Below are 13,469 nucleotides of genomic sequence, written 5' to 3' on the forward strand. Positions count from 1 at the left end.
CGGCCGCGCTCAGGGCTTCTCTGCCGCGGCGTCGACGACCTCGACGTTGCGGAAGCCCTCGCACGCCTCCTTGAAGCCGAGCACGTACTTCAGCGAGCGCAGCTCCATGGTCAGCTTGTGCCACAGCTTGCGCAGCAGGTTGGGGCGCGGCGCGGGCACGCTCGACACCAGCGTGCTCAGGTCCAGGTAGTGCGTCGCCGTGCGGCCCATGCCCTCGAAGTCATGCTCCAGGCCCTGGCTGAGCTGGCGCAGCTCCGGCTCCAGGCCCTGGTGCACCGCGTCCGTCATCAGGACGTACTCGGACACGGGCACGTCGTTCTTCAGCATCCGGTGCAGGAGGATGACGTCCACCCCCGCAAGCTCCGTGAGGTGCTTCACCTTCTGGAAGGCGATTTCACCGGCGTGGGCCACGAACTTGAGCGTCAGGGCCCCCACCTGCGTGCACCCGGCGCACTGGCACATGCGGTCCAGGGCCAGCTCCTCCTTGCGGGCGAGGAAGGCACGGCGGATGGCCGCGACCTGCCGGGCCACCGGCGTGACGTCTTCGCCCACGGCGTAGAAGAAGGCCGCGTCGCCTTCGAGCTTCGCCAGCTTGAACCGTCCGGACGCATCAATGACGGCTTCCAGCAGCTGCGCCACCGTGTCCTGCGCGTGCGCGAGGCCGAAGCGGTGCTGCCGCATGAAGCGGGTGTAGCCGCCGATGTCCGCGATGAGCAACAGCGCTTTCTCAATCGCCATTCGGCGGCCAGCCTAGCCCACTCGCCCAACGCGCGTCAGTGCCGGGGCATCGCGCAGGTGCCCACGTCGCGCAGCATCTTGTGCGCCTCCGCCAGCAGGGCGTGCCCCTTCACCTCCGCGGGCACGCGGGCAATGAGCTTCATGTCCGGCGTCAGCCGGTAGAAGCCCTTGGAGCGCTGCACCAGCCCCGCCACCTTCGCGCCGTCCAGGAGCGCGTCGCCGCCCAGCGCCAGGGACAGCCGGCCCGGGCCCGCCTCCAGCGCGCGCAGCCGCAGCTCGCGCATGTCGATTTTCAGGAGCGTCACCTCGGAGAGGGCGTCCACCTCGTCGGGTGCCTCGCCGTAGCGGTCCACCAGCTCCGCGCGCAGGTCCGTCACCTCGTCCGGGTGGCTGGCCTGGCTGAAGCGCTTGTAGAACACCAGCCGCTGGTGCACGTCCGCCACGTAGTCGTCGGGGATGAGCGCCGGCATGGGCAGGTTGATGTCCGGCTCCACGTGCACCTTGGGCGGCATGCCCTGCAGCTCCGCCACCGCCTCCTCCATCAGCTGCGCGTACAGGTCGAAGCCAATCTCCGCGATGGCGCCGGACTGCTTCTCGCCCAGCAGGTTGCCCGCGCCGCGGATCTCCAGGTCGTGGCTGGCGATGGAGAAGCCCGCGCCCAGCTCCGTGAAGTTCTGGAGCACCTCCAGGCGCCGCTGCGCGTCCTTCGTCACCGGGCGGCGGGTGGGCACCAGCAGGTACGCATACGCGCGCTCCTTGCTGCGGCCCACGCGTCCGCGCAGCTGGTAGAGCTGCGCCAGGCCGAACTGGTCCGCGCGGTTGACGATCATCGTGTTGGCGCTGGAGATGTCGATGCCGCTCTCGATGATGCTGGTGCACAGCAGCACCTGGTACTTGTGCTCCGTGAACTGGAGCATCACCTTCTCCAGCTGCCCCTCGCCCATCTGGCCGTGCGCCACGCCAATGGAGACGTTGGGCAAGAGCTTCTTCAGCTCCTGCTCCATGGAGGGCAGGGATTCCACGCGGTTGTGCACGAAGAAGACCTGGCCTCCGCGGGCGATTTCGCGTTCCACGGACTCCTTGATGACGGCCTCGTCGTACTTCATCACGAAGGTGCGGATGGCCCGGCGGTCCTGCGGCGGCGTGGCGATGATGCTCATGTCGCGCACGCCGGACATGCTCATGTGCAGCGTGCGGGGGATGGGCGTCGCCGTCAGCGTCAGCACGTCCACCTGCGTGCGCAGCCGCTTGAGCGCCTCCTTCTGCTTCACGCCGAAGCGCTGCTCCTCGTCCACCACCAGCAGCCCCAGGTCCTTGAAGGACACGTCGCCCGCCAGCAGCTTGTGCGTGCCGATGACGATGTCGACCTTGCCCTCCTTGGCGCGGCGGAGGATGTCGCGGATCTCCGGCGGCTTGCGGATGCCGGAAATCACCTCCACCGTGACGGGGTAGTCCTTGAAGCGCTTCTTGAACGAGTGGAAGTGCTGCTGCGCCAGCACCGTGGTGGGCACCAGCACCGCCACCTGCTTGCGGTCCAACGTGGCCTTGAAGGCGGCGCGCATCGCCACCTCCGTCTTGCCGTAGCCCACGTCGCCGCAGACGAGCCGGTCCATTGGCTGCGCCTTCTGCATGTCCGACAGCACGTCCTCGATGGCCTTCGCCTGGTCCGGCGTCTCGTCGAACTCGAAGTCCGCTTCGAACTGGGCGAAGTAGCGGTCCGGCGGACCGAACGCGTAGCCCGGGTGCGCCTTGCGCGCGGCGGCCATCTGCAACAGCTCCGCCGCCATCTTGAGCAGCTGCTCCTTGACGCGCTTCTTCGTCTTCTCCCAGCTCGTCGTGCCCAGCTTGTCCAGCTGGACCTTCTCCGGGTCGCCGCCGGTGAACTTCTGGATGAGCCGCATGCGGCCCACCGGCAGATAGATTTTGTCCCGCCCCGCGTACTCCAGGACGAGGAAGTCCCCCGGCACGCCCTGCACCTCCATCTTCGTCAGGCCCGCGTAGCGCCCGATGCCGAAGTCGGTGTGGACGATGAGGTCACCTTCCTTCAGGTCCTTGAAGCCCGCGGCGAACGCGTCCAGCTTCTTGCTGCGCTTGACGCGGCGGCGGGAACGGACGCCGAAGATCTCTTCATCCGCGAGCACCGCCAGCCGGCCTTCGGGGTCGGTGAAGCCGTGGCTCACCTCGCCGGTGAACAGGTGCGCCCACACCGCCGGCTCGTAGAGCTTCGCCGGGTCCTGCAAGGGTTCGGTGTGCACCTTCACCATCACGGACCGGTCCAGCAGCAGCCGCTTGAGCCGGTCCGCCTGGCTCAAGGTGCCGCACGCCACCGCGCACGCCACGCCGGTGTCGCGCCAGCGCTGGAGCCGCTCCACCAGCGGGGTGAGCGCGCCCTCCTCACCGTGGTGCGCGAGGATGGCCTCGCGCAGGTCCTGCGTCGTGCCGAAGGTGAAGGCCACGGGCACTTCGGACTGCGAGAGCGACAGGCCTCCGCCCTCCACCACGCGCAGGGCCTGGAGGCCCGCCGCCACGCCCTCGCGCGTGAGGAAGTGGTGCTCTGGCGGATAGGTGAGGTCCTGGCGCGCGTCCGCTTCCTCCACGCCCTTCGCCAGCTCCGCCGACAGCTCCTCCAGGGCGCGGTCCAGCCCCACCGGGTCGTCCAGGTAGACGACGGGCTCCGGCGCCCACGCGCGCAGGTAGTCGAACACCGTGGCCAGGCCACCCTCGAAGAAGCCGGGCAGGAGCCCCTCCAGGCCGAAGCCCGGCAGCCCTTCCCGCAGCGCTTCCAGCCGCTCGCGCAGCTTGATGGTGGGCAGGTTGATGCGGTCCGCCACCGCGCGGGCGGCGGCCTCCGCGCGCGGGCGCGTGTCGTCGGTGAGCAGCAGCTCGCGCGCGGGCACCAGGTCCACGGTCTTCAGCGCGTCCACGGTGCGCTGCGACTCCGGGTCGAAGACGCGGATGGACTCGATGGTGTCCCCGAAGAACTCCAGGCGCACCGGCCGTTCGTACAACGGGCTGAAGACGTCCAGCAGGCCGCCGCGCACGCTGAAGGTGCCCTTGTCCTCCACCAGCGGGCTGTTCTGGTAGCCCATCAGCGAAAGCTTCCGCGCCAGCGAGTCCCGGTCGAAGTCCTGGCCCACCTCCACGCGCTGGGCCAGCTCCTCCATCACCGCCAGCGGCAGCACGCGGCGGTGCAGCGCGCGCAGGGACAGCACCAGCGCGGGGAAGGGCGTGCCGCGCGCCAGGTGGAACAGCGCGCCCAGCCGCTCCGTGATGGGGCCTGCCTCCGGTGACAGCTCGTCGTACGGAAGCACCTCGTCCGCGGGCAGCCGCAGCACGCGCGGCTCCAGCAGGCTGCCGGTGCCGCCCAGGAAGAAGGCCAGGTCGTGCGCGAGCGCGTCCGCCGCTTCTTCATCCACGGCCACGCACACCAGGGGCGCGCGCAGCTCGCGGTGCAGGCGGGCGAGCAGGTGGCCGCGCGCCGCGCCCTTCACCCCCTGCGTCCGCGCACGGTGCCCCGCGCGCAGGGAAGCCAGGAGCCGGGCGAAGGCATCACCCGAGGGAGAGGGGGGGCCGCCGGGCCAGGACGTGCCGTCGGACTTCGGAGGGAGGGAGGTATCCATTCGGGGGCCCGTGTGGGGCCCTCGGCTAATTAGGGTGCGCCCTGTCCCAAATCAACGCTGGATGCGGATCCGTGTCAGGTCTTCAAGAACAGCGGGACGGCCGCTGGGCAGGGAGGCGCAGGCGCGCCCGGGACCTGGAAGGGCCCCCGGGCGCGAGGCATCACCCGCTCAGGGCACCAGGCACGCCGCCGCCAGCCGCACGTCCTTGCGGGAGACGTCGGTGGTGGTGGCCGCCAGCGAGTCGCAGTCCATCACGCTGGACAGGCCCGTCAGCGGCTCCACCATCAGCACGCTCTTGGCGCGCTTGGAGGTGAAGCGGAACTGGATGGAGCTGTCCACCGGCGCGGCGGCGGCGATCTGCGCGGGCTGGGACAGCAGCCCCTGCAGGCAGTTCATGCTGTTGAACGCGGGCCGGCCCGAGCCCGGCAGGAAGCACAGCCCGTGCATGTTGGCCGCGTTCATGGTCGCCGGGATGGCGATGTCCGGCCCCGTCTCACTACAGCACGCGGGAGTGCTGCGGCAGGTCGTGGCCAGGCAGGCCGGGTTGGGACAGTTGTCCACGGTCCACTCATCCGGGGTGTTGAGGTCGGTGCCACACTTCAGCCGCTCCCAACGGGCCACGGTGTGCTGCAAGCCGTCAGGCAGGGTGACGTTGCTGTCCACGACGAACCGCACGGGCTGGTTCGTGCTGATGGCCAGCTGGCGTGCTCGCAGCGCGGACGACCACAGCTCGCGCGTGGCGGTGTTTTCACGCTGGGTGCTGATGTTGCCCCGCATGCCTGTCACGGCGAGGGTGACGAGCACTCCCAAGACCGCGACGGCCGTCAGCACCTCCAACAGCGTCATGCCTCGCATGTTCTTCATGGCGTCCCCCCCCCCGTCGGCAGCTTGAACGTTCCCACGCTCATGAAGTTGCGGGGCTCGACCGTGAAGGTGAACCGCCGGCGGCTGTAGCCGTCTCGCACGAAGCCTTCATCGTCCACTCCGGGCTGGACCGCGTCCTGGTTGGCGCGCCGGGTCCGGATGACCAGGGTCACCTCCAGCTGGCGGACCCGCTGGCGCAACTTCTTGATCAGCTCCAGATTCGTGGCGGGCCGCACCACCGCGGAGCCGTCCGCCTCCTGACTTCCCAGCGAGCAGGCCGTGGTATCGAACTTCGCCAGCGTGCATTCGGAGATGGCCGGGTGCGCCACCGGAGGGGCGGGGAGGGTGCCGTCACTGGGGAACCACTCCAGCGAGTGGTCGGTCTCGCCGAAGTCGATGATTCCCTCGCGCACGGTGAGCTGTTCCACGTCACGGCTCAGCACCGACCAGCCGGCCTGCCCCGCGGGCTGGTACTCCAGCGTGGGGATGTTGTTCCTCCAGTTCACCCGGTAGGTCACGCCTCCCAGCCGCATGGCCATCCAGTTCACCACGTCGGAGGGGGAGCTCGACGTCGCTGCCCAGGCGGCGGAGGTGTTGTTGCATGCGGTGGATGGGGTGGGGGTTCCGTCGATGTTGATCGTGGACGTGGAGAGGCCCGAACCCGGAATCACGCCGGTGATGGTCACGGGGCACGCCAGCCGGGTGCCACCGCTCACCATGATCGCGGACGTCGGGCCGGGGGTAGCCAGGGCCGTGGAGGCAGCGGGCGGCGCGCAGAAGGTGTTGCCGTCACGCACCTTTCCCGAAAAGCACTGGGCCAGCGTGAGGGCCCCGTTCGTCTCCCCCCAGTAGATCTGGAGGGCATCCGAGGCCAGGTCCGTGGTGGGCGCCTGCACGAAGGTCGGGTCCGCGGGCATGGCGGGCAACACTCCCGCCGTCAGGTCGGGCTTGCGCCAGACCGTGATGGCGGACCGTTCGTCCGTGTTGCTGAAGGAGATGGGCGTGTTGCCCATGCCCACGCCCGCCCGCCACACGTCGTTGAGGATCACGTCCTTCACGGCGCGGCCCGTCACCTGCGCCATCATCGTCTGTTCCTCGAAGAGGGCGCGCTTCTGCATCTGCGCGCCCACCGCCAACCCGGTGGTGATGACGATGATCCCCAGGGCACTGGCGATCATCAGCTCGAGGAGCGTGAAGCCCCTGCCGTGGATGGAGGCGGTCTTCATGGGGACATCCGCGTCTGGAGGACCACCATCTGCCGGCCCGTGCGGATCCCCGGCTCATCCCAGCTCACGGACACGCGCACGTTCACGATGGTGCCGATCTCTCCCGCCACGACGATGCGGTCGAGGGGCGGCGAGCCCAGCTTGGCCCCTTCCATGGTGCTGGCCTCCTTCGGATTGTCCACGTCCACATTCACCGTGTACATCCTCGCCACCAGGCTCGGCGCGGGCGCCGTGGTCCGCAAGGCGCCCGCGGCCGTCTGCCAGAGGGTGTAGGTCTTGTCCTTCAGGTTGGTGCAGGTCGCGGACTGGCACCCCTCCGTCAGCATCTGCTCCAGGGCCTGTTCCGCGATCACCTGCGCCTGGTTGGCGGTCAGCGTGCGCCGGTTGGAGAGGGTCGTCTGGCTCACGACGGTCATGGCCGCCGCGACGCCCAGCAGCATGACCGCCATCGTGGTCATGACCTCCAACATGGTGACGCCTCGTGAGGCACGCTGCTTCATTGCGGCAGTCTCCCGTCGGGCAGCGGCTCCCACATCATGATCTGCGAGCGGGGAACGCCACCGGTGCCGGTCGGGTTGTTGTGCTTCCCGGTCGGGTTCGCGGCCGTGTTGGTCGACTTGATCTTTCCGGTCACTGTTCCCTGCAGGATGAAGCCGTCGTGGATGATGGGCGCGACGATGGAGTGGTCGTCGTTCTCCGTGTTGGACAGCATGGTGCCCGTGGACTGGGAGGCGACGTACGAGTGGCCCTTCGTCGTGTCGCTCAGGTTGCAGATGTCCGCGGCCTGGCCCGCCGCGGTAGCGGCATAGACCTTGTCCGCGTTGAGCGTCACACCGCCCCACAGCTTCTGGCCCGGATCCAGCTTCTGCACCCAGAGGGGGTTGAGCTCCGCGCACGGCTTGCTGCCGCTGGGGTCCGTGTCCTCGAACGCGAGCAGGTGGTACTGGTAGGTGGGCTTGGTGGGATCCGCCTCGTCGAAGCCGTCCGAGTACTCATCCGGATTGTCGCTCGTGCCGAAGTAGAACCGCACCGCCGGCCCCGTCTGGGTGGTGACCATCTGCAGCGCCATGCTGGAGTAGAGCTGCTGGAGTTCCAGCGACGTCTGGTTGGCGTCGGGGTGGTTCAGCAGGGCCCTGGAGGCATGCGCCACCATGCACTTCTTGACCTGGTTGCCCGCGTTCGTCGCGGTCGGGGTCACCGACTTGAGGTTGATGCGCCAGACGCTGCCTGACGTGGTGGGGACGTAGATCACGTCGTAGCTGCCGTCCCGGTCCAGGTCCAACATCATGGACTCCGCGGCGATGCCGGAGCCCTCTTCCAGGGTGATGACGCCCGCGTACTGACCCTTCGGATCCGACCCGTACTCGAGCGGACGGCCCGTCTTCATGTCGAGCAGGTACACGGTGCCCGCGCGCTTGCTGGCCGGGGTGTAGTCCGTGCCCACCACCGAGACCCAGCGCCGGTCCTTGTCATCCGCCGAACCCCAGGAGATGCGGGCGACGTTGGGGGCGTGCCGCGAACCGCTGTTGTCCGGCAGCAGCAGGGAGGGGGTCGCCGTCCGCGCCGCGGTGAAGTACGAGGCCATGGGGACGTCCGTAAGGCTGAACTCCCACAGGGGCAGGGGGTACCACGACTTCTTCGGATCCGTGACGTCGAGCGAGAAGATCACCGGCGAGCCCTTGCCCGTCGCGGAGACGAGCACCGTCTTGGCGCCCTGCTTCTTGTTCGCCGTCGTCAGCGGGGTCCAGGTGTACTTGATGGTTGCGTTCCAGTCGTTCTTGTCACCCAGGTCCACGTTGGCGATGGAGGGCGAGGCATCCATCGTGGGACGCACGAGGGTGCCGGAGTTGCGGAAGCGCACGTACTGGTTGCGGTACTGGCCCATCATCAGGTTGGGCATGTACGAGAAGACTTCACCGCCGTTGCCGTACTTGCGGTCCGCGGGGTTGGACGGCGTGCCGCAGCTGTCCGGGACGAAGTAACCCCGGTACTGGTTGCTCACGCACCCGTCGTTCAGCGCCGCGCGGTACTCGCCCGTGTCGAAGGCGTGGAGCACGCCGGTCATGGTCCCCACGAAGGCGATGCTGCTGCGTTCCTTCAGGGGGGTCATGAAGTTCTTGAAGTAGAGGTCGCGCTCGCTGGCCTTCGCGTTCTGGTACCAGGCGTTCTGATACGGCGGGACGGCCACGGCCACGGTGGACAGGTTGATGCCGCCCATGGACCAGGGCCGGCGCTCGTTGCTGCCCGAAGCGGGGTGCCGGTTCTCGAAGCCGTACAGCCAGTCCACCAGGAAGTCGCGGTCGTTCTTGTCGCCGGGGATGTACTTGTCCGTGCCCACGGGGAGCAGGATGGTGGGGGTGCCGCAGATGCCGTCGTTGTTCATGTCATACGGGTAGCGACGGTCGATCTCGCTGTAGTCGTTGCAGAGGATGTCCGGGAACAGCGCGCCCGCGGCCGCGCCCTCGCTGGTCTTGGCCAGCTCCTTGACCTCCTTGCGATCCCCCGCGCTGTTCATGGTGTAGATCTTGCGGTTGCGCGGGTCGGAGCCGGCCAGGGACAGGGCCATCACGCGGCCTGACTCCCACTGCTCCTCGTTCGTGGTGACCGTGAGGTTCTCCGGGTCGTAGATGGACTGGAGGTACAGCCGGCCGCGCAGGGTGTAGTCCTTGGCGCTGTCATAGGCGCGGATACCGGGGGAGGGCAGGCTGCCCGCCGCGGAGCTCCAGCCCACGCCCCAGTTCTGTCCCGGCGTCTCGTTCACGCCCCACATGAGCACGTTGCCCACCGTGGTGGGGGTGGCGCGCGAATAGGCGCCCGCGCGCACGGCCTGATAGCCGATGTCCACGTCGTCGATGATGGGGCGGCAGTTCTCGTTGGGGCTGCTGATGTCCACCTTCCAGCACAGCTGCGAACCGGTGAGGCCCAGCGCCAGGACGTCGATCTCCACCTCCTGGGCAGCGGGAGTCTGGGTCGGGAAGACGACGGGCACCCAGGTGGGGTTGGGGTTGGGGTCGTACTTGCTCAGGACCGGGTCGTAGATGCGGCAGTCCACCGCGATCGAGTAGTTGATGGTGGGCAGGACGCCGGTCGACGTGCAGGCGTTCAAGGCCGACTCGGTCCAGCAAGGCGCCTTGGTGCAGCCGGCGCGGATCCCCGAGGGAGGGGGACCGGGAATCGCGTAGGGCGCGACGTCGTCCTGACGGCGGAAGCGCACCTTGGTGATGGTGAAGTTCTGACCGGGCTTGTCGCCGTCCGCGTTCATCACGTTGGAGGTGATGGTGTTGGACTTGGCGCCACCGCCGTTCTCCTTGTTGATGAGGAACACGATGTCGTTGAAGTCGCGGTCGCCACCGCCGTTGAGGTCCTCGAAGCCGAGGATCCACCGGAAGGGGTCGGTGGTGGGCGCGCCCACGATGACGTGGGGCATGTAGTTCATGCGGTCGAGCGCCTTCGCCGCGTCCGGGTCGGTGAGATCCGTGCCCGGACGCAGCACCGTCACGCGCTCCTTGGGCATGGCCAGGTTGTTGTAGGTGTTCGTGTTCAGGCGCTGGAGGGTGCCATTGTCCAGCCAGCCGCAGGCCTTGTCGCTGGTGCCCTTGATGGTGCAGGCGTTCTTGTACGTGGGCGCGCTGCACTGGTCGGAGTACTCGCAACCGATGTTGCGCTCAGCCACCTTGTTGTCCGCGGGCGCCAGGAAGTTCTGATCCATGTTCCAGGTGGCCTTGGAGAAGAACACGGAGACGGACGTGCGCAGGTGCAGCAGGCACTTGCCGTCCTCCGCGGCGTTGTTCGCGTACTTCTGGCGCTTGAGGCACGGCGCGACCGTGTCGTTGTCCAGGTTGTGGCGGGTGTCGTAGTAGACGACCGCGAAGAAGACGATCTCCTTGCCGCCCTCGATGAGGCCCAGGTCCACCGTACGGTCGCGGGCGGTGATGCCGGGGTCGGGGTTCACCGACTGCTCGAGGCCGCGGTAGTCGTACTTGGAGACGTCGTAGTCCGGCACGCCGTCGTTGTCCTCGGAGTCATCCGCCAGGGGGCCGAGCTTGCGGAAGACGTCCTTGTCGCTGTCGTCATCCACCAGCAGGAAGACCATGCGCCCCAGGCCCAGGTAGTTGTTGGCGGCGGCGCTCGGCTCCAGCAGGTTGGGGATGTGGGGGAACAGGCCCCGGTCGGACGCATCGTTGTCCGACAGGTCCTTGGGGTCGTCGATGTCGTCGACCCACTTGTTCTCGTCGTCATCCCACCGCTGACCGAGGCGCATCTGCTTGCCCACCCAGTCCGTGTTGATGTTGTACGCGCCAGACGTGCGCCCCGGCCGCGCGTCCGTGGTGTCGACCTGGGACTCGAACTTCTCGTTGCAGTCCTTGTCCATCGCCAGTTCGGGATGGTTGTACTTGATGCCTCCGGACGTGAAGGTCTTGTCACAGCGGCGCGGCAGCACGCCGATGTACTTGTTGGTCAGGGTGGTGTCGTCCGCCGGCGTCAGGTTGTAGAGGGCCTCGTGCAGGTCGAGGATGCCGTTGTTGTTCTTGTCGACGAGGTTGCCGTTCGCGTCCGCGTAGCCGCGGGCCTTCACGTCATCCAGGTACATGTAGCCGAGCGCGTGCGACGCACCGGCGGACTCGTACACGTAGCTGATGGTGACGCGCTGGTCGAACGGGAAGGCGATGTTCTCCGAGTCCAGCTTCTTGAGGTTGGTGTTGAGCTGGAGGCGGCCGTCGGTCCGCAGCACGATGGTGTTGTTGCTGACGGTGAGTCCATCCGGCCCGAGCTTGAAGTCACCCTGGACGTCGTTGTCCAGGTCGTTCCGGCACAGCTGGCCTGTCGTGGCCGTCAGGGCCGGTGACGAAATCGTCAGCGTCAGGGCCAAGAGCCCCTTGTAGAGCGTCCGCATCACTTCTTCCCCTGGGTCTTGGGCTGGGACTTCGGCTTGTCTTCGGGCTTCTCACGAACGGGCTTCGTACCGCCCTGCTCCAACTGCTGCCGGAGGAGCATCCGGCGCGGCGGCGGCGTGGGCACCGTCACCGTCGCCAGGAAGCTCAGCAGCGCGTCCATTTCGTCGGCGGCCAGCAGCCGCGTGTCACAGGCGGTCTTCGGGTTGATGCGGTGCGGGGCCACGGTCCACGTGCGGATCTGCTCCAGGTTCTTCTTCTGGAGCACCAGCGACATGGGGGGACCGGAGGGCCCGCGCTCGCCGAAGGAGCGCTTCTGCGCCTCGGCTGGATGGCATTTGGCGCAGGCCTTGTTGAAGGCCAGTTCGCCTCGGTCCTGGGCGCTGGCGAGCGCCGGGAGCAGGAGCAGCAGGGGAGTCAGGCGTTTCATGGGGGGCTCGGGGGACGGCAGGGTTTCTGGAAAAAGGGATGTGGCGGTGCCACCGCTCGCAAGACGCTAGATGTTGCCGCAGTCAATCTTGGTGGGGCAGCCGGGGGTGACGATCAGCTCGGTGTTCGTGTTGGTCACGAGCGCCTGGACCACCGCGCGCGTCGGACGGCCATTGGCGTTGGCCACCTCGGCCACGGAGACGATCCACAGCTGGCGGTTGCTGTCGATCTCCCGGCTGAGCTCACCGTCCTCGTCGTCCCGCACGAAGACGCGGTAGCGCACGTTGCGCTGCTCCGGGTAGTCGACGCCGGCGGGAATCTCGGAGGTCTCCAGGGTGGTCTTGAGCAACTCGTAGTTGTTCCACGTGTTGCCACCGCCGGGCGGGAGCAGCTCGAAGTAGGGACGGCTCGGGGAGCCCAGACCCGGGATGTCGACGACCGGGGAACCCAGGGTCGCGCGAAGGTCGATGGTGAGCTCGTTGAGATTGCTGGCGTTGGCCATGATGAGGCGCACCCGCTCGCGCCCCTCGGCCAGGCCCGCCTCGGCGGCGAAGAAGGCCTGCTTCTGGCGGCGGGTGTCCGCCTGGCTGTCGGCCTCGCGACCCACCACGCTGAAGCTGAGCATCACCGCCATCGTCACGACGGCGACCACCCCCAGCGCGAGCAGGAGCGTGAAGCCGCGGGGCTGGCGGCGGGGGCTTGGACGGCGCACCATCGGGGACTCCTTCACGTGCCCCTGGGGGGAGGCACGGCTTGGGAGCCCCTGAACAGCAAGCCTCGTGCCGGGAATTCCGGCGCTCAACCCTTCGGAATAAGGGGTGTCCGCGATCCGGGAGGGTGCCGTCTGACGTCAGGGGGCTCCGCAAACTTTGCGAGCCCCCTCATTCTTGCGAGGTAGGTGCGCGGCGTCAGCGCTGGCCGCCGCGCACGGCGGCGCGCAGGCGGAGCATGTCGTCCAGGACGCCGGGGTCCACCAGCTCCAGGGCGGCCTTCTGGGAGAGGGCGCGGGTCTGCTGGCGGTACTCCTCCTCGTCCTCCTCGCCGCCGCCCTTGCCGCCGTCGCTGCCGCCCTTGCCACCGCCCTTGCCGTCACCGCCCTTGGGCATCAGCGCCACCGGCTGGGAGACGCCCGGCTCCAGGCGGGGGAAGGCGTTGGCGTCGGCGCGCACCGACGTGAAGAGGCTGACCATGGACAGGCAGAACACGATGGCGACGGTGAGGGTCTTCATGGCGGCTCCGATTCTCCCAATCCCCACGACGCCCGGGCGCGAGGGGTTATTCACGGGGCCTTCTCCTGGGGCTTGAAGGTGCGGATGTATCCCACCAGGGCGTCCATCTGCTCCGGGGAGAGCCGGTCCTTGTAGGCCTTCATCTTGGGGTTGTGGGAGGAGCCGTTGGCGATGACCCCGCGGATCTCCTTGTCCGACTCCGCCTTCTGCCAGGAGGCCCGGGTCATGTCGGGGATGGACTCCTTCTGGCCCATGCGCGTCTGGGCGCGGCCATCCGGGCCGTGGCAGTTCTTGCAGCTCTTGTCCCAGAGGGCCGCGGCGTCCTCGGCGTGGGAGGCGGCCGGGGCGCACGACAACAAGAGGGCGGACAGCAGGCACCACCGCGGGGTCATGCACGGTCTCCAGGGGGAGGGGGAGGCCAGTATAGCCACGCGCTCAGGAACCGGCGCGGGGCCAGAAGGGCGTGGCTAT

At 68.1% G+C, this 13,469-nt stretch carries 10 protein-coding genes; all 10 read right to left on the reverse strand.

Annotated features, from left to right (window positions below; translation table 11 throughout):
• Positions 1–9: 9 nt before the first annotated feature.
• The 10 genes from D7X32_RS08850 to D7X32_RS08895 all read right to left on the reverse strand — a co-directional run bounded on the left by D7X32_RS08850 (position 10) and on the right by D7X32_RS08895 (position 13,390).
• On the reverse strand, positions 10–738 hold the full coding sequence (locus D7X32_RS08850; protein ID WP_120602073.1) for a DUF2652 domain-containing protein: 729 nt from the start codon (positions 736–738) through the stop codon (positions 10–12).
• Positions 739–773: 35 nt separating this feature from the next.
• The gene (mfd, locus tag D7X32_RS08855) at positions 774–4,358 is read right to left on the reverse strand and encodes a transcription-repair coupling factor (protein WP_120602074.1); all 3,585 of its coding nucleotides are present in this window, start codon (positions 4,356–4,358) and stop codon (positions 774–776) included.
• A 168-nt stretch (positions 4,359–4,526) separates the two neighbouring features.
• Entirely contained in the window at positions 4,527–5,222 is a 696-nt protein-coding gene (locus tag D7X32_RS08860) for a pilus assembly FimT family protein (RefSeq protein ID WP_120602075.1), read from the reverse strand.
• The gene (locus D7X32_RS08865) at positions 5,219–6,448 is read right to left on the reverse strand and encodes a PilW family protein (RefSeq protein WP_120602076.1); all 1,230 of its coding nucleotides are present in this window, start codon (positions 6,446–6,448) and stop codon (positions 5,219–5,221) included. The genes D7X32_RS08860 and D7X32_RS08865 overlap by 4 nt, the downstream gene beginning before the upstream one ends.
• Positions 6,445–6,918 (reverse strand): pilus assembly protein, encoded by a 474-nt coding sequence (locus tag D7X32_RS08870; RefSeq protein ID WP_244238920.1) that lies wholly within the window; start codon positions 6,916–6,918, stop codon positions 6,445–6,447. The genes D7X32_RS08865 and D7X32_RS08870 overlap by 4 nt, the downstream gene beginning before the upstream one ends.
• A gap of 26 nt (positions 6,919–6,944) precedes the next feature.
• Positions 6,945–11,342: a DUF4114 domain-containing protein gene (locus D7X32_RS08875; protein WP_120602078.1), complete on the reverse strand. Its 4,398-nt coding sequence runs from the start codon at positions 11,340–11,342 to the stop codon at positions 6,945–6,947.
• The gene (locus D7X32_RS08880; RefSeq protein WP_120602079.1) at positions 11,342–11,770 is read right to left on the reverse strand and encodes a c-type cytochrome; all 429 of its coding nucleotides are present in this window, start codon (positions 11,768–11,770) and stop codon (positions 11,342–11,344) included. The genes D7X32_RS08875 and D7X32_RS08880 overlap by 1 nt, the downstream gene beginning before the upstream one ends.
• 66 nt (positions 11,771–11,836) lie before the next feature.
• On the reverse strand, positions 11,837–12,484 hold the full coding sequence (locus tag D7X32_RS08885) for a hypothetical protein (RefSeq protein WP_120602080.1): 648 nt from the start codon (positions 12,482–12,484) through the stop codon (positions 11,837–11,839).
• Positions 12,485–12,677: 193 nt separating this feature from the next.
• Positions 12,678–12,998, reverse strand: a complete 321-nt coding sequence (locus D7X32_RS08890; RefSeq protein ID WP_120602081.1) for a hypothetical protein — start codon at positions 12,996–12,998, stop codon at positions 12,678–12,680.
• A 50-nt stretch (positions 12,999–13,048) separates the two neighbouring features.
• On the reverse strand, positions 13,049–13,390 hold the full coding sequence (locus D7X32_RS08895; protein WP_120602082.1) for a c-type cytochrome: 342 nt from the start codon (positions 13,388–13,390) through the stop codon (positions 13,049–13,051).
• Positions 13,391–13,469 lie beyond the last annotated feature (79 nt).

Origin of the sequence: Corallococcus carmarthensis, from assembly GCF_003611695.1 — a bacterium.
Lineage (GTDB): Bacteria > Myxococcota > Myxococcia > Myxococcales > Myxococcaceae > Corallococcus > Corallococcus carmarthensis.